24 protein-coding genes are annotated in these 21,599 nt (G+C 65.3%); 12 read left to right on the top strand and 12 right to left on the bottom strand.

The window, feature by feature from the left end; all coding sequences use genetic code 11:
* Window positions 1–19: 19 nt before the first annotated feature.
* Complete coding sequence (locus FYB76_RS05750) at window positions 20–2,485, bottom strand: acyl-CoA dehydrogenase (RefSeq protein ID WP_154132956.1); 2,466 nt, start codon at window positions 2,483–2,485, stop codon at window positions 20–22.
* Between the two features lie 249 nt (window positions 2,486–2,734).
* Here FYB76_RS05750 and FYB76_RS05745 point away from each other — a divergent pair, with 249 nt between their 5' ends.
* The 12 genes from FYB76_RS05745 to FYB76_RS05690 all read left to right on the top strand — a co-directional run bounded on the left by FYB76_RS05745 (window position 2,735) and on the right by FYB76_RS05690 (window position 10,264).
* Window positions 2,735–3,616: a neutral zinc metallopeptidase gene (locus tag FYB76_RS05745; protein ID WP_088756315.1), complete on the top strand. Its 882-nt coding sequence runs from the start codon at window positions 2,735–2,737 to the stop codon at window positions 3,614–3,616.
* 39 nt (window positions 3,617–3,655) lie between these two features.
* Window positions 3,656–4,036 carry an MAPEG family protein gene (locus FYB76_RS05740; RefSeq protein WP_088756316.1) on the top strand — a complete coding sequence of 127 codons (381 nt, stop codon included), beginning with the start codon at window positions 3,656–3,658 and terminating at the stop codon, window positions 4,034–4,036.
* A 14-nt stretch (window positions 4,037–4,050) separates the two neighbouring features.
* On the top strand, window positions 4,051–4,338 hold the full coding sequence (locus FYB76_RS05735; RefSeq protein ID WP_088756317.1) for a hypothetical protein: 288 nt from the start codon (window positions 4,051–4,053) through the stop codon (window positions 4,336–4,338).
* Window positions 4,339–4,435: 97 nt separating this feature from the next.
* Window positions 4,436–4,657, top strand: coding sequence for an RNA-binding S4 domain-containing protein (locus tag FYB76_RS05730; RefSeq protein WP_034335781.1), 222 nt, complete (start codon window positions 4,436–4,438; stop codon window positions 4,655–4,657).
* Window positions 4,654–5,271, top strand: coding sequence for a DUF924 family protein (locus tag FYB76_RS05725; RefSeq protein WP_154132955.1), 618 nt, complete (start codon window positions 4,654–4,656; stop codon window positions 5,269–5,271). The genes FYB76_RS05730 and FYB76_RS05725 overlap by 4 nt, the downstream gene beginning before the upstream one ends.
* Window positions 5,272–5,363: 92 nt before the next feature.
* Entirely contained in the window at window positions 5,364–5,879 is a 516-nt protein-coding gene (gene pilV, locus FYB76_RS05720) for a type IV pilus modification protein PilV (protein WP_088756319.1), read from the top strand.
* A gap of 2 nt (window positions 5,880–5,881) precedes the next feature.
* A complete protein-coding gene (locus tag FYB76_RS05715) occupies window positions 5,882–6,793 on the top strand; it encodes a PilW family protein (RefSeq protein ID WP_154132954.1) in 912 nt (303 codons plus the stop codon).
* Window positions 6,790–7,422 (top strand): pilus assembly protein, encoded by a 633-nt coding sequence (locus FYB76_RS05710; RefSeq protein ID WP_154132953.1) that lies wholly within the window; start codon window positions 6,790–6,792, stop codon window positions 7,420–7,422. The genes FYB76_RS05715 and FYB76_RS05710 overlap by 4 nt, the downstream gene beginning before the upstream one ends.
* Window positions 7,423–7,424: 2 nt before the next feature.
* Window positions 7,425–7,874, top strand: coding sequence for a type IV pilin protein (locus FYB76_RS05705; RefSeq protein WP_154132952.1), 450 nt, complete (start codon window positions 7,425–7,427; stop codon window positions 7,872–7,874).
* A gap of 4 nt (window positions 7,875–7,878) precedes the next feature.
* On the top strand, window positions 7,879–8,352 hold the full coding sequence (locus FYB76_RS05700; RefSeq protein WP_088756323.1) for a GspH/FimT family pseudopilin: 474 nt from the start codon (window positions 7,879–7,881) through the stop codon (window positions 8,350–8,352).
* Window positions 8,353–8,457: 105 nt separating this feature from the next.
* The gene (gene ribD / locus FYB76_RS05695) at window positions 8,458–9,579 is read left to right on the top strand and encodes a bifunctional diaminohydroxyphosphoribosylaminopyrimidine deaminase/5-amino-6-(5-phosphoribosylamino)uracil reductase RibD (RefSeq protein ID WP_088756324.1); all 1,122 of its coding nucleotides are present in this window, start codon (window positions 8,458–8,460) and stop codon (window positions 9,577–9,579) included.
* A gap of 46 nt (window positions 9,580–9,625) precedes the next feature.
* Window positions 9,626–10,264 carry a riboflavin synthase gene (locus tag FYB76_RS05690; protein ID WP_154132951.1) on the top strand — a complete coding sequence of 213 codons (639 nt, stop codon included), beginning with the start codon at window positions 9,626–9,628 and terminating at the stop codon, window positions 10,262–10,264.
* Between the two features lie 7 nt (window positions 10,265–10,271).
* Here the strand turns inward: FYB76_RS05690 and FYB76_RS05685 are convergent, their stop codons facing one another.
* The 11 genes from FYB76_RS05685 to andAb form a co-directional block, all read right to left on the bottom strand.
* Window positions 10,272–10,778 (bottom strand): helix-turn-helix domain-containing protein, encoded by a 507-nt coding sequence (locus FYB76_RS05685; RefSeq protein WP_088756326.1) that lies wholly within the window; start codon window positions 10,776–10,778, stop codon window positions 10,272–10,274.
* A 105-nt stretch (window positions 10,779–10,883) separates the two neighbouring features.
* Window positions 10,884–12,476 (bottom strand): DHA2 family efflux MFS transporter permease subunit, encoded by a 1,593-nt coding sequence (locus FYB76_RS05680; RefSeq protein ID WP_154132950.1) that lies wholly within the window; start codon window positions 12,474–12,476, stop codon window positions 10,884–10,886.
* On the bottom strand, window positions 12,473–13,561 hold the full coding sequence (locus FYB76_RS05675; RefSeq protein WP_154132949.1) for an HlyD family secretion protein: 1,089 nt from the start codon (window positions 13,559–13,561) through the stop codon (window positions 12,473–12,475). Before FYB76_RS05675 ends, FYB76_RS05680 begins: the two co-directional genes overlap by 4 nt.
* Before the next feature lie 423 nt (window positions 13,562–13,984).
* Window positions 13,985–14,911 carry an alpha/beta hydrolase gene (locus tag FYB76_RS05670; RefSeq protein ID WP_154132948.1) on the bottom strand — a complete coding sequence of 309 codons (927 nt, stop codon included), beginning with the start codon at window positions 14,909–14,911 and terminating at the stop codon, window positions 13,985–13,987.
* Window positions 14,912–14,960: 49 nt separating this feature from the next.
* Entirely contained in the window at window positions 14,961–15,812 is an 852-nt protein-coding gene (locus FYB76_RS05665; protein WP_154132947.1) for an alpha/beta hydrolase, read from the bottom strand.
* A 73-nt stretch (window positions 15,813–15,885) separates the two neighbouring features.
* Window positions 15,886–16,596: an ABC transporter ATP-binding protein gene (locus FYB76_RS05660; RefSeq protein WP_145604666.1), complete on the bottom strand. Its 711-nt coding sequence runs from the start codon at window positions 16,594–16,596 to the stop codon at window positions 15,886–15,888.
* Window positions 16,593–17,360, bottom strand: a complete 768-nt coding sequence (locus FYB76_RS05655) for an ABC transporter ATP-binding protein (RefSeq protein WP_154132946.1) — start codon at window positions 17,358–17,360, stop codon at window positions 16,593–16,595. The genes FYB76_RS05660 and FYB76_RS05655 overlap by 4 nt, the downstream gene beginning before the upstream one ends.
* A complete protein-coding gene (locus FYB76_RS05650; protein ID WP_154132945.1) occupies window positions 17,350–18,303 on the bottom strand; it encodes a branched-chain amino acid ABC transporter permease in 954 nt (317 codons plus the stop codon). The genes FYB76_RS05655 and FYB76_RS05650 overlap by 11 nt, the downstream gene beginning before the upstream one ends.
* 8 nt (window positions 18,304–18,311) lie before the next feature.
* Window positions 18,312–19,226, bottom strand: a complete 915-nt coding sequence (locus FYB76_RS05645; RefSeq protein WP_088756334.1) for a branched-chain amino acid ABC transporter permease — start codon at window positions 19,224–19,226, stop codon at window positions 18,312–18,314.
* A 12-nt stretch (window positions 19,227–19,238) separates the two neighbouring features.
* On the bottom strand, window positions 19,239–20,417 hold the full coding sequence (locus tag FYB76_RS05640) for an ABC transporter substrate-binding protein (protein WP_154132944.1): 1,179 nt from the start codon (window positions 20,415–20,417) through the stop codon (window positions 19,239–19,241).
* A gap of 102 nt (window positions 20,418–20,519) precedes the next feature.
* Window positions 20,520–21,593 (bottom strand): anthranilate 1,2-dioxygenase ferredoxin subunit AndAb, encoded by a 1,074-nt coding sequence (gene andAb, locus FYB76_RS05635; RefSeq protein ID WP_154132943.1) that lies wholly within the window; start codon window positions 21,591–21,593, stop codon window positions 20,520–20,522.
* Window positions 21,594–21,599: the final 6 nt, after the last annotated feature.

Raw genomic sequence — 21,599 nt, 5'->3', positions numbered from 1 at the left:
AACGCAAACCTTCATATCGCTAAGAACGCAGCTGCGCCACGATCTCCGCACGGTCGAAATCTGCAGCGAAATCATCCACCTGCACGCTCTGGTCGCCATAGTGGGCGAAGGCATCGAGCGCGTCCTTCTCCTGCTGCGAGATCAGTTGGCGTTCCAGCGCCAGGGCGCTCCAGGCCGGCACTTCCAGCAGGCTCTGCGGCATCGGCGGCAGCTTGCCTTCCTTGATGTCGGACTTGAGGCGATGTTCCAGCTGCTGCACCACCGGCGCGAGCACGAAGGCTTTCTCGCCGCAGGCCAGCGGATCGCCCTCGCGCGGCAGGTAGGCATCGGCCACCAGGCGGTTGCGGCTCTCCCCCGGGGTCTGCATGGCCTGGGCCACGCGCGTGGCGAGCACATCGGAAGGCTTGCGGTAGGGAAGGCCCAGCGGGAAGATCAGCACCCGCAGCAGCACCGCGATGATCGGATTGGGGAAGTTGTGCAAGACATCGAGGATGGCGTCCTGGGCGCGATGCAAGGCATCCTGCACCGACCAGTCCACATAGGGCAGGTCCTCTTCCTGCCGACCCTCATCCTCGAAACGCTTCAGTACCGCCGAAACCAGATAGAGCTGCGAAACCACATCACCCAGCCGCGCCGAAATCCGCTCACGGAACTTGAGCGTGCCGCCCAGCACGCCCATGCTCACATCGGTGAGCAGCGCAAAGGCCGACGACAGATGCACCACCGCACGGAAATAACCGCGCGTGGCGCGTGCGGCATGGCTGGATGAAGGCAGCAGCCAGCCCCGGCTGATGCCGCCCACGAAGCTGCGTGCCGCATTGGCAGCCACGAAGGAGAGATGCCCGAAAAGCAGGCGGTCGAACTCCTGCACGGCGCGCTCGCGGTCTTCATCGGCGGCGGTGGCCAGTTCCTGCAGGACGTAGGGATGGCAGCGGATCGCCCCCTGCCCGAAGATGATGAGGCAGCGGGTCAGGATGTTGGCCCCTTCCACCGTAATGGCGATGGGCACCTGCTGGTAAGCCCGCGCCAGGAAGTTGCCCGGTCCCATGCAGATACCCTTGCCGCCGATCACGTCCATGCCGTCATTGACCACCATGCGCCCGCGCTCGGTGACGTGATACTTGGAGATGGCCGAGATGACCGAGGGCTTCTCGCCCGCATCCACTGCCAGCGCCGACAAGCGGCGCGTGGCATCCATCATGTAGAGATGCCCGCCCATGCGCGCCAGGGCTTCCTGCACGCCTTCGAACTTGCCGATCTCGATCTTGAACTGGCGCCGCATGGCGGTATAGGCACTGGTACCGCGCACGGCCAGCTTGGAAAAACCGACGCTGGAAGAAGGCAGCGAAATCGCCCGCCCGGCCGCCAGGCATTCCATGAGCATGCGCCAGCCGCGTCCGACCTGCTCGGCACCGCCGATCACCCACTCCATCGGAATGAAGACATCGCGCCCCTCGGTCGGACCGTTCTGGAAGACCGCATTGAGCGGCCAGTGACGGCGTCCGGTGATCACGCCCGGATGATCGGTCGGGATCAGGGCGCAGGTGATGCCGGGTTCGGCGTTGCTGCCCAGCAGCCCCTCCGGATCGCGTACGCGGAAGGCCAGGCCCAGCACGGTGGCAATCGGTGCCAGGGTGATGTAGCGCTTGCTCCAGGTGACGCGGAAACCCAGCGTCTCGCGACCCTCATGCTCGCCCTTGCAGACAATGCCCACATCGGGAATGGCGGCCGCATCCGAACCCGCATAGGGACTGGTCAGCGCGAAACACGGAATCTCCAGCCCCTGCGCTAGGCGCGGCAGGTAATGATTTTTCTGGGCCTCGGTGCCGTAATGCAGCAGCAATTCAGCCGGACCCAGCGAGTTGGGCACCATCACCGCGATGGCGGCCGCCGAACTGCGTGAGCCCAGCTTCATCACCACCTGCGAATGCATGTAGGCCGAGAACTGCTTGCCACCATATTGGCGCGGAATGATCATGCCCAGGAAACCCTTGTCCTTGATGAACTGCCAGGCTTCAGGCGGCAGGTCCTGGGTCTTCACGCTGGTGTCCCAGTCGCTGACCATGGCGCACAACTGCTCGACTTCGTTGTCGAGGAAAGCTTGTTCCTCCGGTGTCAGGCGCGGCGCAGGCAGGTCGAAGAGGCGCTTCCAGTCCGGCTTGCCGGAGAACAGTTCGGCGTCCCACCAGACGGTACCGGCCTCGATGGCATCGCGTTCGGTGGCGGACATGCGGGGGGCGATCTTGCGGAACAGATCCAGTGCCGGACGCGTCATCAAGGACTGCCGCACGGACTTGATGGCCACCAGCAGCGTGGGCGTGAAGAACAGGATGGCCAGCAGCACCAGCACCGGCAACTCGATATCAGCCAGGCGCGCACCCAGCCAGATCAGCACTGCTTCAGCTACCAGCCAGACCCACGCGCTGGCGCGCATCATCATGAGGGCCAGCGCGCTGGCGATGAGAAGAATGAGCCAGATGATCATGTCGCCTCCTGTACTGTTGTCATTGTGAGGATGAGCAATGCAGGCTGCCCGATACAGTGTGGCACCGATTGCCGACAGCGCCAAGCCACTCCGCCTGATCACCCTCCTGCTGCCCTACCCTACACCGTCAGCTCATCCGGCGGAATCGGACAGTGCAACCTGGCCCGGTCAGACAACGCCCGACATGCCCCGGCCGATGGCATCCATTACAATCGCGCCATTGCAGACAGCAGTACCGGAGAACAGATCATGAAATGGGAAGGCAATCGCGAAAGCGACAACGTGGAAGACCGCCGTGGCGAGGATGGCGGCGGGGGCGGCGGCTTTGGCTTCGGCGGGCGCTCCATCGGGCTGGGCACGGTTGCAGTGGCCCTGGTGGCCTCCTATTTCCTGGGCATCAATCCGCTGACCATGCTCAACCTGCTCTCGGGCGGTGGCTCGCCAGCGCCGGTGCAGCAGCAGGCGCCCTCCCACAAGCCTTCGCCCAACGACCAGATGGCGCGCTTCGTCTCCACCGTCCTGGCCGACACCGAAGATACCTGGGGCCAGATCTTCGCCAGCAATGGCAAGCAGTACGTGCGGCCCAAGCTGGTGCTGTTTTCCGGCAGCACGCCGACGGCCTGCGGTACCGGCCAGACCGCTACCGGCCCCTTCTACTGCCCCGGCGACCAGAAGGTGTATATCGACCTGTCGTTTTATGAACTGATGAAGCAGCGCTTCAAGGTGTCCGGCAATTTTGCGCAGGCTTACGTGATCGCGCATGAAGTCGGGCACCACGTGCAGCACCTCATGGGCATCTCCGACAAGGTCGACGCCGCCCGCCGCAACGCCACCGAAAAGCAGGCCAACGCCATGTCGGTGCGGCTGGAGCTGCAGGCGGACTGCTTTGCCGGGGTCTGGGCCTATCACGCCAACCAGGCGCGCCACATCCTCGAAGAAGGCGACATCGAAGATGCCTTGAATGCCGCCTCGGCCATCGGCGACGATGCCCTGCAACGCCAGGCGCGCGGCGTGGTCGTACCGGATTCATTCACCCATGGCAGCTCGGCGCAACGCGTGACCTGGTTCAAGCGCGGCATTTCCGAAGGCAAGGTCAGCGCCTGCAACACCTTCGCCGCCAAGGAACTTTGATTCACTGACCACTGACATCACAACGAGGAGACCTCCCGCATGACCCTATCCTACTGGTGCATCCTGATTGCCGGCCTGATGCCGGTCTTCACCATCGCCGTGGCCAAGTACGGCCGGCGCGACTTCGACAATGCCGAACCGCGCGCCTGGCTGGACAAGCAGACCGGCGTGCGCCGCCGTGCCGACTATGCGCACCGCAACCATTTCGAGGCCTTCCCCTTCTTTGCCGCCGCCGTGCTGGTAGCGCAGCAAGTGGGCGCTCCGCAGGGACAGATCGATGGCGCCGCGCTGGTGTTCATCGTCGCCCGCATCCTCTACACGGTGCTCTACCTGACCGACAAGCCCTCGCCCCGTTCAGCGGTGTGGCTGGTCGGCTACCTGAGCGTGATTGCGCTGTTCGTCATCGCTGCGCGCGCCTGAGCGAGGAGCCGGCCATGCCCCATCCCGCCGCCAACCAACTGCCCGCCATGCGCACTGCCCTGGAAGCCCTGCGCTCAGGCCAGGGGGACATCGCCTCCCTGTGCCGTACCTGGCGCGCCCGGGAAGATGTCTTCACTGCCCTGCCGCCGCGCTATCGCCAGGTAGCCGAAGACCTGCTGGGCCGACTCGAGGCAGGCAGTCTCTTTACCGAAGAAAGCTGCTCCTTCAGCCAGAAGGACCTCACCGACAGCCTCTCCACCTGGCTGGACAAGGCGCAGCAGACGCTGGAGTCCGCCGCCTGAACACCGGGACGGCTGGACAAAAGTGCGCGCCGGGCGTACCGTACCGTACCGCTCCCCCGACCCGCCTGTTGCGGCCGGGGTTTCCGAAAGAAAGCACATGCAAAAGATCACCTTCCCGCTGCAAGGCCATCCCTATGTCGAGCTGAACCAACTGCTCAAACTCTGCGGCCTGTGCGACAGCGGCGGCGCCGGCAAGCAGCTGGTGGCCGATGGCCAGGTCAAGGTCGACGGCAAGCTGGAGACCCGCAAGACCTGCAAGATCACCGTCGGCCAGAAAGTGACGCTGGGCGACGTGCAGATCACGGTGCTGGCCGAATGAGTCCGCACGCCAGCGCCGAAGAGGTACTGGATTTCTGGTTCGGTACCGGATGGGACCAGCTGCCCGCGCACCAGGTCGCCGAACGCCAGAAAAAGCTGTGGTGGAGCAAGAACCCGGACATCGACGCCCAATGCCGCACCCGCTTCGAACCCCTGGTGCAACAGGCGGCCGCCAACCAGCTCGACGACTGGACCGAGTCCCCGCGCAGCATGCTGGCGCTGATCCTGCTGCTGGACCAGATGCCGCGCAACATCTACCGCGATACCCCGCAAGCCTTCGCCTTCGATGAACTGGCGCGCCAGTGCAGCCACCTGGCGCTGGCCATGGGACTGGATGCGGCATTGCCGCCGCTGGCCCGGGTATTCGTCTACCTGCCGCTGGAACACGCCGAAGACCTGGACGACCAGGAGTACGTGGTGCAACTCATGCGCAGCCTGGCCAAGTCGGCCAGCGGCGAGGACAAGCCGGCCTTCGATGATTATGCCGACTATGCGCGGCGGCACCATGCCGTGATCGAACGCTTCGGGCGCTTCCCCCATCGCAACCGCATCCTGGGGCGGGAAAACACTCCGGAAGAAGCCGAATTCCTCAAGCAGCCGGGTTCCTCCTTCTGAAGTTTTCGATAGTGGCAAACTGATTCGGCGTTTTGCTGGAGCGTCATTTTCTTTTTCCCTAGACTCGCGGGCTTTCCTTTGCAGGATTTGCCATGCGTGCTCGCTCCCGTGGTTTTTCGATGATGGAGGTGCTGGTGGCCATGCTGGTCATCGGCACCGGTGCCCTGGCCATTGCCATGCTGCAGCTGCATGCCCTGCGCAGCGGCCAGGACAGCAGCCTGCAAGCGCGCGCCACCCTGATGGCCCAGGAACTGGCGGAATTGCGCGCGGCCCTGCCACCGCCGTCCGGCGCCACCGATCCGACGCTCTTTTCCCTCACTCCCGGCCGCCCGCCACAGTCCCCGGTCGATTGCGAACAGGCCGCCTGCGGCCCGCATGATTTCACCCAGGCCGTACTGGCGGACTGGAGCGGCCGGCTGGTCCGCGATTTCCCCCAAGCACGCGCCACCGTCTGCCGGGATGCACAACAAACACCACATCCGGACTGGAACTGCGATGGGCTGGCCATCAGCCCGGTCGTGCTCAAGCTGGCCTGGCGCCGCCCCGGTGCGGCCAGCGCGTCCGCAGTCGCCGCCGCACCGCTGCTGACCCTGGTCCTGGGCCATTGACCATGTGCCGCCGGTACTCGCTCTCCCGTCGCTTGCGCCTGCCTGGCCAAGGCGGGCTGACCCTGGTCGAACTGATGATCGCGCTGGCCGTGGGGCTGCTGGTGGTGCTGGTGGCCGGCACGCTGTTGCAGCAGGCACGCAGCGCCTACCAGGAAATGGACGACGCCGCCCGCGTCGAGGAAACCGGCCGGCTGGTGCTCGACCACCTGCAACTGGCGCTGCGCCAGGCCAGCCACCTGCCAGTGGAAATGCTCACCGAGCACCCTGCCCCGTTGCTCGTGCCCGGCTTGCGCGGGCTCGACGACAGCCGCCAGGCCGAATCGCTCGATCCCGCCCGCGGCGTCTTCGGCAGCAGCACCGGTGATGGCGTCAATCACAGTGACCTGCTGATGCTGGGCTTTTTCGGCGCACCACGGGGCAGCCGCGCCCAGGTCGGCAATTGCAGCGGCGCCGATGCCGCAACGGGACCACAGGAGGAAGCCGCGCGCAACTGGGTGATCTATTTCGTCGCCCCCGGTACTGGCGACGAGCCCGAACTGCGCTGCCGCTACCAGGGCAAGAACGGCAACTGGACCTCGGATGCCATCGCGCGCGGCGTGGAGGCCATGCAGCTGCGCTACGCCATCGACAGCGACGGCGATGGCCGTCCGGACCGCTGGCTGGACGCCTCGGCCATGCCGGCTGCGGCCTGGCGCGACGTGGTGCTGGTGCGCGTGGCGCTGCTGGTAAGGGGCTTGCAGCGACGTCCCGCCAGCCATGACGCCGCGCCGCGCAGCCATGACCTGTTCCTGCAGGGCCGGCGTAGCGAGGCCACCTGGCGTTTCACCGAACAGGAGCAGGAACAGCGCCGCCGGGCGGTGTTCCAGGGCACGGTGATGTTGCGCAATCTTGCAGCAGCAAGGGAGAGCCGATGAAGATCCTGCACTCCAGCCGCCATCAGCACGGCGCCACCCTCATGATCGCGCTCATGCTGCTGGCCCTGATCCTGCTGCTGGGCGCGGCCACGACTTCGCTGCTCCTGCTGGAAGAACGCGCGGCGCGCAACCATCGCGAACATGCGCAAGCCCGCCTGGCCGCCCAGGCCGCGCTGGAAGACGCCTGTGATGACATCGGCGAGCGGCGCCACATCGATGCCGGGCAGTTCAGCACGGCCCCCGGATGCCGCAGCGATGCCGCCGGTACCGGCCTGTGCCTGGGCAAGCATGAGCGCAGCGGCTGGGAGCCCGCGCAGTTGCACGGGCCACAAGCCATCTCCGCAACCTACGGCCAATTTACGGGACGCCGCTTCCGTGCCGCGCCCGGCATGGCCGCGCCCCGCTATCTGATCGAACGCCTGCCGCCCGCCGCCGGGAAAGAATCCGCCAAGCCCTCCCCTGACAAACCCTCTTCCGCCCTCTATCGCATCAGCGCCGTCGGCTACGGCCGGCATGGTGCCGTCGCCGCGCTGCAGGCGCTGGTGCAATGGCCGGCCTCACGCTCCGGCGCCATGGCGAGCTGTCCGCTGCTGGCCTGGCGTCCTCTTTATCTACCCAACCCGGAATGAACATGAACTCACTCTCCCTTCGCTCCCCGTCAAGCGGCTTCACGCTGCTGGAAATCCTGGTCAGCCTGGCCATCGTGATCCTGCTGGCCGGTCTCGGCTGGAACGGCTATCGCCATGTCGTGCAAAAGGCCCGTCGCGCCGAAGGACGCGCGGCCGTGCTGCAGGTGCTGCTGCAGCAGGAGCGGCAGCACGCCTACCAGCATCGCTACAAGGCCTTCCAGCCGGGCAGTACGGGGCATGGTTTCAAGTGGTATTCCGGGGCGACCCCGCAAGCCAGTGCCTATGCCCTCTCCGCCCGGGCCTGCGAGGACGAGGACCTCTCCAGCTGCGTACTGGTCATGGCCACGCCCGGCGGGAGCGGCGTCAACACCGCCTACGAGGATGAGCGATGCGGCGTGCTGCAGGCCGACAGCCGTGGCAACCGCCGCGCCGGCGGCCCTGATTGCTGGTGACCCCATGCAGAGCAAAGGATTTACGCTGATCGAGCTGATGGTGGTCTTGCTCATTGCCGCCCTGGTGCTGGGCGCAGGCATCCCCGCCCTGCAGAACCTTTCCAGTGAACACCAGTTGGCCGCGGCCGGCAGTGACTTCTTCCACAGCGTGCAACTGACACGCTCCGAAGCCCTGCGCGCCGGCCGCCGGGCCGAGATGCGCCCCAGCGATGGGCGCGACTGGCAAAGCGGGTGGGAGATCCGCGTCGGCCAGCAGGTCGTTTCCCGCCATCCATCGCTGGAGATGGGCATCGCGGTGGCCTATACCAACGGTGCCGACATCGTCGCCTATCAGCCGGACGGGCAACCGGTCACGCGCGGCACCTGGTATTTCAGCAGCGGCACCAATGCGCGGGCGGTGGTGATCAATTTCCTGGGGCGGGTAAGGATCTGCAACCCGATCATCGATGACCAGTGCAGCCGGGCCGTCATCGAGTGAAGTACCAGGGGCAGCCATACGGGCGTTCGTGCAAAGCCGTGTATATTGACGGGCATCCGGCCCCGCCCCTGGCGGGCCTCGCTGCCTTTACCGTCTTTGTACACCATGACTTCCACCGCAGATCCGCTCTACCAGTTCGATATCGAGAATGACCAGCAAGCCATGGCGCTGGCCTTGCTGCAGGCCGGTTTCGGCATGCTCGACACCACACCCAACCCGCGCGTGGGCTGCGTCATCGTCAAGGAGCGGCGCATCATCGGCGCCGGTTTCACCCAGCCACCCGGAGGCAACCATGCCGAGATCCAGGCCATGGCCGACGCGGCTGCGCGCGGACACGACGTACGTGGCGCCACCGTCTACGTCACGCTGGAACCCTGCAGCCATTTCGGCCGCACCCCGCCCTGTGCCGATGCGCTCATCCGCGCTGGCGTGGCGCGGGTGGTGGCGGCCATCGCCGACCCCAACCCGCTGGTGGCCGGGCAGGGTCTGTCCCGGCTGCAGGCGGCCGGCATCGAGGTCGCCTGCGGACTGCTGGAAGAAGAGGCCCGCGAGATCAACATCGGCTTCCTGCATCGCATGCGCACCGGCCGCCCCTGGGTGCGCATGAAAAGCGCCGCCAGCCTCGACGGCAAGACCGCCCTGCACAATGGCGTGAGCCAGTGGATCACCAGCCAGGCCGCGCGCGATGACGGCCACATCTGGCGCGCGCGCGCCTGCGCCATCATGGCCGGTATCGGCACCATCCAGAAGGACGACGCCCAGCTCACCGTGCGCGCCATCGAGACCCCGCGCCAGCCGCGCCGCATCGTGGTCGACAGCAAGCTGATCGTCTCGCCCGAGGCGCGCGTGATCCAGGGGGGCAATACCTGGGTCTTCACGGCCACCGACGACCGCGAAAAACGCGCCGCGCTGGAAGCCGAGGGGGCCGAAGTGATCCTGCTGGACAACGCCGAGGGCAAGGTCGACCTGCCGGGCCTGGTGCGCGAACTGGGCCAGCGCCAGATCAATGAATTGCACGTCGAAGCCGGCGCCAAGCTCAATGGCGCGCTGATCCGTGCAGGCTGCGTGGATGAACTGCTGGTCTACCTGGCCCCGGCGCTCATCGGCGATGGCCGCAACATGTTCGAGTTGCCGCCTCTGGAAGACCTGTCGGGCAAGATCGGCATCCACTTCCACGAGGTCAAGCAGGTCGGGCCGGATTTGCGTATCCTTGCCCGCTTCGACTAAGCGTTTTTTGGTTTTTTCTTTCAGATTTTCGTATCAGGACTGAATCATGTTTACAGGAATCGTTGCCGCCGTCGGCACCATCACCTCCGTCACCCCCCTGGCAGCCGGCCCTGACGCCGGCGTGCGCCTGAGTATCGATGCGGGCAGCCTGCCCATGGCCGATGTCGGCCTGGGCGATTCGATCGCCCTCAATGGCGCCTGCATGACCGTGGTCGAGAAGAGCGAGCGCGGCTTCACCGTCGATGTCTCCCGTGAAAGCCTGCGCCTGACGGCCGGCCTGGACGCCCCCGGCGAAGTCAACCTGGAAAAAGCCCTGACCCTGGCCGAGCGCCTGGGCGGCCACCTGGTCTCTGGCCACGTCGATGGCCTGGGACAGGTGCATTCCTTCGAGCCCGTGGGTGAATCGCGCGAGCTGATCGTCGATGCCCCCAAGGCCCTGGGCAAGTACCTGGCCTACAAGGGGTCGATCGTGGTCAATGGGGTGTCGCTGACGGTCAACCGCGTGGAAGACCTGGCCGACGCCTGCCGCTTCTCCATCAACCTGATCCCCCATACCGTGGAAGTGACCACGCTCAAGCACCTGAAGGCGGGCAGCAAGGTCAACCTGGAGATCGACCTCATTGCGCGCTATGTGGAGCGCATGCTGTCTTCGGCCCAGGCCTCTCCCGCCACCACCCCGGCCTGAGGCCGGCTCAGGCCGGCTTGCCGGTACGCCGGGCCACCAGCTCGGCAATATGGCGCCGGATCTTCTCGCCGGCGGCCGGACCTTCAGCGATGATGTGCGTGGCCGCCGTGATGGGCTTGCCGGTCTCGGCATCCACCATCAGCGGGATGGCCTGCTTGCCGGTCTCGATATCGGTCAGGATCACGCTCTGCCCTTCCGGCGCGAAATGGCTGTTGCCCCACTGCAGCAGGGCCAGCAGCACGGGCCGGAAATCCCGGCCGCGCGCAGTGAGGTGGTATTCGTAACGGGGCGGCCGCTCAGAATACTGCACCTTCTCCAGCAAGCCCTCTTCCACCAGCCCCGCCAGGCGGCGCGTGAGGATGTTGGGGGCGATCTCCAGGTGCTTCTGGAATTCATCAAAGCGCGTGAGTCCGTAGAAAGCATCACGCAAGATCAGGATGCTCCACCACTCGCCCACGCGATCGAGCGAGCGGGCAATCGGGCACTGCATGTCATCAAATCGCTTGCGTTGCATGTCTTGCTCTCCATTCCATGGCTCTACCATCAGCGACTGCCTGGCCGTCTGGCCGGCCCTGCAGCGCGACCCGCATTGTGCCATGCCCCGGCGCCTGCGCGCGGCTCAATGCGCATCGGCCGAGGCTGCCTTGGGCGGCGCCACCTTGCGCATGAGCGGCACCATCAGCGTAGCGATCACGAAGCAGCAGCCCACGGCGAGGAAGGCATCCGCAAAAGTCATGGTCAAGGCCTCGCGATAGGTGAGCTGCCACAGCTGGCGCAAAGCTGCTGCCCGGCCTGCCAGCACGTCGCCAAGCTGCGCCGTGAAATCGCCGCCCAGAGTCCCCTGCCATTGCAGCATGGCTTCATTGACGCCGTTGAGATGCTCGGCCAGCCGCATGAAGTGCAGGTTGGTCCGGTCATTGAGGATGGTGGCACACAGGGCGATACCGATGGCGCCCCCCAGGTTGCGCATCAGGTTGAACAGCCCCGAGGCGAACTTCAGCCGCGCAGGCGCCAGGCTGCCCAAGGTCAGCGTCACCGTCGGCGGCACCGCCAGCTGCTGGGCAACGCCGCGCAGGGCCTGCGGCAGCAGCAGCTGGTCCCAGCCCCAGTCATGCGTGATGGGAACGAACTGCCACATCGACAGCGCAAACAGCGCCAGGCCGATCATCATGATCCAGCGCAGCTCGAGAATGCGTGTCAGCCAGGCATAGAGCGGGATGGACATGATCTGGAACAGCCCGGTGGAAAACACCGCCAGCCCGATCTGCAGCGCACTGAAGCCGCGCACCCGGCCCAGGAACAGGGGCGTAAGGTAGATGGTGGCGAAGATGCCGATGCCGGTGACGAAGGAAAAGAAGCATCCCAGCGCGAAATTGCGTTCCTTCAGCGCCCGCAGGTCCACCACCGGCTCGGCCGCAGCGAGGCTGCGCCAGACGAAGAGCACGCCCGAGACTGCCGCCACCCAGGCGGTGGTCGCGATTACCGGATCGCTCATCCAGTCCCAGCGCGGACCTTCTTCCAGCGTGTATTCCAGGCAACCGAGGAAAAGCGACATGAGCAGGATGCCCGGATAGTCCGCCCGCCGGAACAGCGACCAGTCCGGCAGGTCGATGCGCACCAGGCGCGGCACGGTGAGCGTGATGAAGATGCCCGGCAGCAGGTTGATGAAGAACAGCCAGTGCCAGCTGTAGTGGTCGGTGATCCAGCCGCCCACGGTGGGGCCCAGCGTCGGTGCCAGCGAGGCGATGGCACCGATGGTGGAGGCGGCGATCACGCGCTGCTTGTTGTCGAAGAAAGCAAAGGCCGTCGTGAACACGGTAGGAATCATCGAGCCGCCCAGGAAACCCTGCAGGGCCCGGAACACGATCATGCTCTGGATATTCCACGCCAGGCCGCACAACAGGCTGGTGAGGGTGAAACCGGCCGCCGAGAACGCAAACAGCCAGCGCGTGGACATGGTGCGCGTCAACCATCCCGAGAGCGGGATGACGATGATCTCGGCGATCAGGTAGCTGGTCTGCACCCAGGTCGTCTCATCATTGCCGGCCGAGAGCCCGCCGCCGATATCGCGCAGCGACGCCGACACGATCTGGATATCCAGCAAGGCCACGAACATGCCGATGCACATCACGCCAAAGGCGAATACCTTGGAAGAGGTGCTCATCTGCGACGGCTGGATCAACTGCCCCGCCGCTGCACTGGCGGCGTTCATGAGCCCTGGCCCCGGCGGTCCACCCTGGCCACCACCGACAACCCCGGCCGCAAGGCGTCGAGCACGCCATCGGCGCTATCGAGCAGGATGCGTACCGGCACCCGCTGGACGATCTTGGTGAAGTTGCCGGTGGCGTTCTCCGGGGGCAGGACGCTGAACTGGGCACCAGTCGCCGGCGCCACGCTGGCCACATGGCCATGGAAGACCCGGCCGGGAACCGCATCGGCCTCGACCGTGGCGGCATTGCCGGGACGGATCCCGGCCAGCTGGCTTTCCTTGAAATTGGCATCGATCCACAGCCCGCGTGCCGGCACGATCACCATCAGCTGGCTGGCCGTGGCGGCATAGGCCCCGGGACGGGCGCGACGATTGCCCACCACGCCATCGATGGGCGCGCGCAATTCGGTATAGCGCAGGTTCAACTGCGCCGCTTCGCGCTCGGCCCGGGCCTGGGCCAGCCCGGCCTCGGCCTGCTGGCGCCGGGTCTGGATCACCTCCAGCTCGCGGGTTGCCACGGCCAGGCCGGCCTGCGCCTTCTGGCTGTTGGCGGCGGCCTGGCGGTAATCGGCTGCGGCTTTCTGCGCACTCTGTACCGACACGGCAGCACGGTCGACCAAGCGCTCGAAGCGGCGGTCATCGTCCTGCGCCCGTACCAGCTCGGCCTGGCTGGCATCGACGCCGGCGCGCGCCTGGGCGATCAAGGCCGTCTGCACGGCGCGGGTGGCGTCCAGGTTGGCGATCTCGGCCTGCCGTGCCGCCACCCCGCCTTCGGCACGCGCCAGGGCGGCGCGGTAGTCGCTGTCATCGAGCTTGGCCAACAACTCGCCGGCATGCACGAACTGGTTGTCGGTCACCTGTACGGCCGCGATGTAGCCCGGCACCTTGGCACTGATGACGGTGATGTCGCCGCCCACATAGGCGTCATCAGTGTCTTCCATGAAGCGCCCGTGCTGCCACCAATGCCATCCATAGAAGCCCAGCGCGATGGCCGCCGCCGCTCCCAATGCCAACCCCGCATGCAGGCGCCCCGCCATGGGCTTGCGGACCGCCTGGGGCGCGGGATCGGGTGAGGTGGGGGTCGCCATGGCAGAGCTCCTTGCAAAGATCGATGGATAAGAAAACCAACGGCGGCGCGGCCCATCAATGCGCCACGCCGACGTGCTTCGGAACCAGTTACTTTTATTTTGCAAGTTACTATACGCAACAAACTATCGTTATGCAAGTTACCAAGCCTGGCTGATCGACAATGCGACAGGAACGCGGGGCCAGCCCTGGCACAGCGGATTGGGCAGATTGGGAAGAGGCTGGGGGAGTGGGACCGGAAGACGGGGAATAGCGTTGCGAACCGGACGGCAGGAATGAAGGCAGGGAGGGTCCGCGTCAACGGGCGCTGATATCGCCTGCCCGCCAGCTTGGGGGATGATGCGGCAGCAGTTCACGGTGGATGGGCGCGGATCCCCTCCCCGCGCCTGGCCCATCCACTCAGCGGGCTGGCTGCCGCCGGCTCCTCATCCCTTCATCATCGCCAGCACGTTCATGGTCAATGGATGAGAAGCATCGTTGAATGCTTCCGGCACTTCGAAGTGGTTTTTCCCGCGCAGGACGAACTGCGCACGCAAGCGGCCCATGCCAGACAGCGCCTCGGCAAACACGTTGGCCTGGCGCTTGAATTCCGGACTCTCCTGGTCGCCATGGACCACGATCACCGGACACGCAATGCGATCAAGATGGCGCATCGGACTCAACGCCTCGACCTCCGCCGCGGAGACCTTGACGTAGCCGCTGCGCGAGGACAGCAGCACCGGGTAGAGCTCCATCATGCCGCTCATCACCACGCCGCCCTTGATCAGATCCGCTGGCGCGCCCAGGCTCTTCCAGTCGGTAGCAAGCAAGGTCGCCGCCAGATGCCCCCCCGATGAATGGCCGGAGACGAAAATCCGTTGGGGGTCGCCGCCCAAGCGCGCAATGTTGGCGCGTATCCACAGCATCGCCAGCCGGCACTGGGATGCCATGTCCGGCAGCCGCACCGCAGGAATGTTGGCGAAATTGAGCGCAACGTAAAGACAGCCATGCTCGACGAAGCTGGACACGGGTGCCGCCGAATCATCCTTGCTCAAAGCGCGCCACGCGCCGCCATGGACAAACACCATCACCGGCAAGCCACGCGCACCAGCGGGCGCAAAGATATCCAGGGTCTCGGCCTCGCTCTGGCCATAACGCTCGGTGCGCGGCGGATACTTCGCACGTGCGGCGATGCTGTCCGTGCTGTAGCGCTTGATGACTTCGCCCGCATTGGCGGCCCAGTTGCGCTGATCGTAGGCTTTGTCCAGATCATCCTGGCTGTAATCGAGGAAGACGGTATCCGCGGCAGCAACGGCCTTGAGCGGCGCAAGCAAGGCGCTGGCCAGTGCCAGCGAGAAATGGCGACGATTCATGCAATTCCTTGTGATGGCGACAGCGAAGAACTGATGCGGGTGGACGGACTCAACCGAGCATTTCCTGAATCACCGCGCGGCACACCGCACTGCCACCATCGGCCAGCGGGAACAGCACCGTGTAATGATGCGTCTGCGGCACCACGTGATGCGCCACCACCTGCGGCCAGCAGTTGGCCATCACGGCGGCCTGCAGGTGGAACTGCGCGGTCTCCAGTTCCCCGATGATGGTGTGCACGCGCGTGCCCGCGGGCCCGGCCTGCAGCACCGGCGAGAGCGCATTGGCGCGCGGCTCGTCGAGCGTGAGCGCCTTGTTGAGCGAAGTCGGAACCAGCGGCACCAGATCAAACACGCCACTGATGGCAAAGACGGCCTGCACCGGCACCGCGCCCCCTTGCGCGGCAACGAAGGCCGCCAGGTGACCGCCTGCCGAATGCCCCATCAGCGAGATGCGCTTGAGGTCGATGCCCAGTTGATCCGCCTGCTGCGCAAGGGTGGCGAGAAAGGCCTGGACCTCTTCCACCATGTCCTCGATGCGCGCCTGGGGTGCCAGCGAATAATTGATCACCGCCACGCTGATGCCCGCCTTGACGTAGGGCGCGGCAATGAAGCCGATGTCGCGCTTGTCCCCGCCCTGCCAGTAACCACCGTGGATGAACACCAGCAAAGGCCGCTGCGTCCCTGCGGCACGATAGAAATCAAAACGCTGCAGCGGCCCATCCCCATAGGCGATGTCGGACCCGGTCAGCAAGGTATCGGCAATGGCGGCCGTGGCCTGCTGCCACTGCTGCAGCACCTGCGGAAAATCCGGAAAGGCGGCCTTGAGGTTGTAGCCCGCTTCGCACTCGGCGACGGGACAAAGAACGCGGCGAGCGTCGCTCTGGACTTGATTGGGGAGCATTCAGTTTTCCTTAACGCTGTTTGCAACAGCATTAAACCTGCGTTAATGGATCAGTATCGGTGCAACAAGCGCCTTACACGCTCAGGTACTGATCCCACAATTCCGTCTGCACCGACAGCTGCGCCGAATCGCCCTGCCAGACCACCTTGCCTTTCTCGAGGATGGTGTGCTGGTCGGCAAAGCCGATCAGGCGCTTGATGTACTTGTCGATGACGATGATGGTCAGCCCGTATTCGCGCAAGGCCTTCAGGCAAGACCAGATTTCTTCCCGCACCAGCGGCGCCAGGCCTTCGGTGGCTTCATCAAGAATCAGCAGATGGGGATTGGTCATCAGCGCACGGCCGATAGCCAGCATCTGCTGCTCGCCGCCCGAGAGCTGGCCGCCGCCATTGTGGCGACGCTCCTTGAGGCGCGGGAACTGTTGATAAATCTTTTCCAGCGTCCACGGATTGTCGCGGCCATTGCGGCGCGCCGCGAAGGCGGACAGATTTTCTTCCACGCTCAGGTTCTTGAAGATCTGCCGCCCCTCCGGCACGATGGCGATGCCGCGCCGGGCAATCGCATCGGCACTGGCGCTGTGGATGGCTTCGCCACGAAAGCGCACCACGCCGCCGGTCGGACGATTCAATCCGAGGATGGTGCGCAGCGTGGTGGTCTTGCCCATGCCATTGCGGCCCAGCAGGGTCACCACTTCGCCTTCCCTGACCTGCATGTCGATCCCGAACAGGACCTGGCTCGCGCCATAGCCACCAGTCAGGCCTTCCACTTCCAGCAATGCACTCATTGCGTTTCCTCCTCGCCCAGGTAGGCCAGCTTGACCTCGGCATTGGCACGGATCTCCTCCACGCTGCCGGTGGCCAGCACCGCCCCCTGCACCAGCACCGTCATGCGGTCGGCCAGGGCGAAGACGGCCTCCATGTCATGTTCCACCAGCACCACCGTCAACTCCTCTTTGAGCGACTGGATCAGCGCGATCATGTCGCCGGATTCCTCATGGCCCATGCCCGCCATCGGCTCATCCATCAACAGCACGCGCGGACCGCAGGCGATGGCCAGGCCCACATCCAGCCTGCGCCGCGCCCCATGCGAGAGCTGCGACGAGCGCTGATGCACGAGCTTCTCCAAGCCGACGCGGCGCGCCACCGTCATGGCCGCATCACGCGCGTCGCGATCACTCGCGCTGGCATGGAAGAAGCCATAGCTGCGATGCTGCTGGCGCTGCACGGCCACCTGCAGGTTTTCCAGCACGCTCAATTCATCGAAGACGCTGGTGATCTGGAATGAGCGCACCAGCCCCGCTGCCACGCGCGCCTGTTCGGCATGGCCATGCATGGGCTGGCCGAACAGGTAGACCTCGCCCGCATCCGCGGCCAGCGCACCGGAGAGCAATGAGAGCAAGGTGGTCTTGCCCGCGCCATTGGGACCGATGATGGCGTGCACGTGGCCCGCCGCGATCTCCAGGTCGACATCGCGCGTGGCCGCCAGGCCGCCGTAGTTTTTCTTCAGGCCCTTGACCGAGAGGGCTACCGCTGCCTGTTCACGCCCCATGCTGCTCTCCCTGCTTGAGTGTCTTGCCGATGGTGGCCAGCGAGCTCACGCCGCGCGGGGCCACCATGACCACCAGCAAGAGGATCAGGCCGACATAGATCTGCCAGTATTCGAAATGGGTGGACAGCACTTCTTCAAGCAACAGGAAGGCCGCCGCGCCCAGCAGGCCACCGTAGAAATACCCGACCCCGCCCAGCGCCACCATCACCAGCAGGATGCCCGACTGCGACCAGTGCAGCAGCTTGGGGCTGGCAAAGAGATTGCTCATGCCGATGAGGCTGCCGGCCAGGCCCGCGATGACGGCCGCGATCACGAAGGCTGCCAGCTTGTAGCGCAGCGCCGGATAGCCGATGGCCTGGGCGCGCCGCTCGTTCTGCCGGATCGCATTCAGGGCCAGCCCGAAGCGCGAGGCCAGCAGCCGCTGCAGCAGCACGAAGCTGGCCACCAGCCAGGCCAGCACGACCCAGTAGAACGCGTTGTCGCCGCTCATGTCGAGACCGAAGCCCAGCAGCGGACGCGCCGTCACCTGCAGGCCATCGTCACCGCCGTAATACCGGAAGCCGACGAAAAAGTAGTAGAACAATTGCGCCAGCGCCATGGTGATCATGATGAAATACACCGCCCGCGTGCGCAGTGCGATCACGCCGATCACCAGACCGACCAGGGCCGTCACCAGTGCGGCCAGCAGCCAGATCAGCCAGGCGCTGGTGACGCCATGGAAACTGGCGATGGCCGTGACATACGCACCCAGCCCGAAGAACACCGCATGACCAAAACTGACCATGCCGCCGTAGCCAAGAATGAAATTGAGGCTGGCCGCCACCATCGCGAAGATCAGGATGCGGGTGACCACGCCGATGTAGTACTCCATCCCGCTGGCCTGTGCCAGCAGCGGCAGCAGCACCGCCAGGACGAGCAGCAGGGGAACGAACAGACGTTGCATGGGACTCCTCAGGTACGGGCAGGGAACAGACCGCTGGGGCGCCAGAACAGCACCGCGATCATCACCAGGTAGATCATCATCGAGCCCAGCGCCGGACCGACCGAGGCGGCCGCATCGGCACTGAGGAAGAGCGCGAAGAGCTGCGGCAGCAGGCCGCGCCCCAGCGTATCGACCACGCCCACGATGAGCGCGCCGATGGCCGCGCCCGGCACCGAACCAATGCCGCCGATGACCACCACCACGAAGGCCAGGATCAGCACGTCATCGCCCATGCCGGCCTGCACCGCCACCAGCGGCCCCAGCATGATGCCCGCCAGCGCTGCCAGCAGCAGGCCGAAGCTGAACACCAGCCGGAACAGCAGGCGGATGTTGATGCCCATGGCCGTGACCATCTCCAGGTTGTTGGCGCCGGCGCGCACCCACATGCCGATGCGCGTGCGGTTGATGAGGAAGTACAGCGCCACGGCCACCACTACCCCCACCGCCATGACCAGCAGGCGATAGCTGGAATACGGTAGCCCGAACAGGTTGACCGGTCCGGCAAAGGCCGCCGGCATGTTCAGCGGCAGCGGCTGCGGGCCCCAGATCATGCGCACGCCATCGTTGAAGATCAGGATGAAGGCGAAGGTGGCCAGCACGTGCACCATGTGGTCCTTCTTGTAGAGCCGCCGGAACACCAGCCACTCCAGCAGGAAGCCCAGCGCCGCCGTGGCCGGCAGGGCCACCAGCAGGCCCAGCCAGAAGGAACCGCTGGCCCCGGCCACCACCGCCGCCACGTAGGCACCGATCATGAAGAAGCTGCCGTGCGCCAGGTTCACGAAGTTCATCACGCCAAAGATCAGCGTCAATCCCGAAGCGATCAGGAACAGCATGACGCCGAACTGCAGGCTGTTGAGCACCTGCTCGAAGATCAGATTACCCAAGGTGCACCATCCTCAAGGCATCTTGCATTGACCGACGTAGGCGTCGACGTGATCGGGCAGCAGCGTCTGGGTCATGTTGTTGACGTACTTGCCGTCAGCCGCCTTGGTCACCACGCGCGCGTACTGGTTCTGGATCGGGAAATGATTGGCCGCGAACTTGAAGCCACCGCGCACCGACTTGAAGTTGGCCGCCTTGATGGCCGCAATGAGCGCCTCGCGATTCTCGACCTTGCCGCCGATGGCCTTGACGGCGCTGTCGATCAGCATGGCGGCGTCATACGCCTGGGAAGCGAACATCGACGGCTGGTGGCCGTATTCCTTGACGTAGGCCGCCACGAAGGCGCGGTTCTGTTCGTTGGGCAGGTCGGCCGACCACTGGCCGGTGTTGGCCACGCCCGCGATCAGGTCGCCGTTGGAGAGCATCTGCTGGTCCGCATCATAGGCGGGCATCACGCGCACGATCTTGGGGTCCATGCCGGCGGCCGCATATTGCTTGACGAAGTTCACGCCCATGCCGCCCGGCAGGAAGAAATACAGGGCATCGATATTGGCAGCGCGCAACTGCGCAATTTCAGTGGCGAAATCGAGCTGGCCCAGCTTGGGGAAAAGTTCGAGTGCCGGGTCCTTCTTCAGGAAGCGCTTGAAGCCGGCCGAGGCATCCTTGCCCGCCGGATAGTTGGGGGCGATGATGGCCACGCGCTGGTAGCCCTTGTCGGCCATCAGCTTGCCCGCTGCCTCGTGGGTCGCATCGTTCTGGTAGCTGGCGCTGAAGAAATAGGGATTACAGCCCGCACCGGCCAGTTGCGCCGGACCGGCATTGGCGCTGACCACCACGGTCTTGCTGGCGAAGGCGGCGGGTGCCACGGCCAGCAGGATGTTGGAATAGACGAAGCCGCTCAGGATATCGACCTTCTCGCGCTTGATGAGGCGGTCTGCGCCCTGCTTGGCGGCGTCGGGGCTGAATTGGTCATCGACCACGATGACTTCGGCGGGCACGCCGCCGAGCTTGTTGCCCAGCATCTTCATGGCCAGCATGAAGCCTTCGCGTTCGTCCACGCCGGGCGCACTGGCCGGGCCGCTCAGGGTGGTCAGGAAGCCCACCTTCACCACGTCGGCTGCCTGCGCGGACAGGCTTGCACCCGCCGCCATCGCCATCATTACCGCACCTGCCACTTTAGTGAGTCGATTCATGCCTGGATTCCCCTCTAGATTCTTTGGTTTGAATTCGGTGTGAAGCTGAAAACGCAGCGGCGCGTGAAACCGGGATTTCACTGCGCGCCCCGGCTGGAATAACTATTTCCGCAGGTCTGCTTTCGAGACGAAGGCATCCGCAAAGAAAGCCGTCCCGGGCAGGCCGCAGCTGGCCGTAAAATCGCGCCGCGCTGACTCTACCACGACCGGCGCGCCACAGGCATAGACCTGATATGACTGCATCGCCGGCACATCCTGCATCACGGCCTGGTGGACCAAGCCAGTGCGTCCGCTCCAGCCGCTGGCAGCATCGGCCTCCGAGAGTACCGGCACGTAGTCAAACCACGGCAGGCTCGCCGCCCAGTCGCGGCACAGTGCATCCAGATACAGGTCGGCGGCACGGCGGCCACCCCAGTAAAGACGCATCGCACGCGTGCTGCCGGTAGCGATGGCCTCTTCCACCAGTGCCTTGACCGGAGCAAATCCTGTGCCACTGGCCAAGAGGATCACCGGCTGGGTACCCTCGCGCATGAAGAAGCTGCCGGCAGGTCCTTCGAGCGAGAACGGCTGCCCCGGCTGCATGCCGTTGAAGAGGCGGTCCGTGAACAGTCCGCCGGGCAAGTGGCGTACGTGCAGCTCCAGCAGGTCGCTGCCGTCCCTGGCATAGGTCGCCATGGAATAGCTGCGGCGCTGGCCGTCTTCCAGCAGCAGGTCGATGTATTGGCCGGCGCGATAGGACAAGGGCGCCGCACAGCGCAGGCGCAGGATCGCCACATCCGGGGCAGCGCGCGTGATGCCTTCCAGCGTGGCCTGCACTTGCTGCAATGCCGGTGCGGCACTCGCTGCAGGGGCGGCATCACCCTCGGCACCCACGCCGATCTCGACCCGGCCTGCCACCACGCGCACCGGGAAACTGCGCACCGCCTCGGTCACCGGTGCACAGCGCGGTGCACCGCTGCGAATGTCGAACAAGCCCTGGTGCAGCGGACACTCGACGCAACCATCCTCGACATAGCCATCGGAGAGCTTGGCATTGCCATGGGTGCACAAGTCCTTGAGCGCGAAGATTTCCTCGCCCAGGCGGAATACCGCCACCGCCTGGCTGCCCGCGCGGGCTGCGGCCACTTCGCCTTCGGCGAAATCATCGGCAAGGCCGACATCGAACCACTCGCTCATGGCCGC

Source organism: Herbaspirillum sp. CAH-3 (assembly GCF_009668275.1).
In the GTDB taxonomy this organism is placed as follows: domain Bacteria; phylum Pseudomonadota; class Gammaproteobacteria; order Burkholderiales; family Burkholderiaceae_D; genus Herbaspirillum; species Herbaspirillum aquaticum.
The sequence above is the reverse complement of the archived record's forward strand: the minus strand, read 5'-3'. Positions and strand labels throughout refer to the sequence as shown.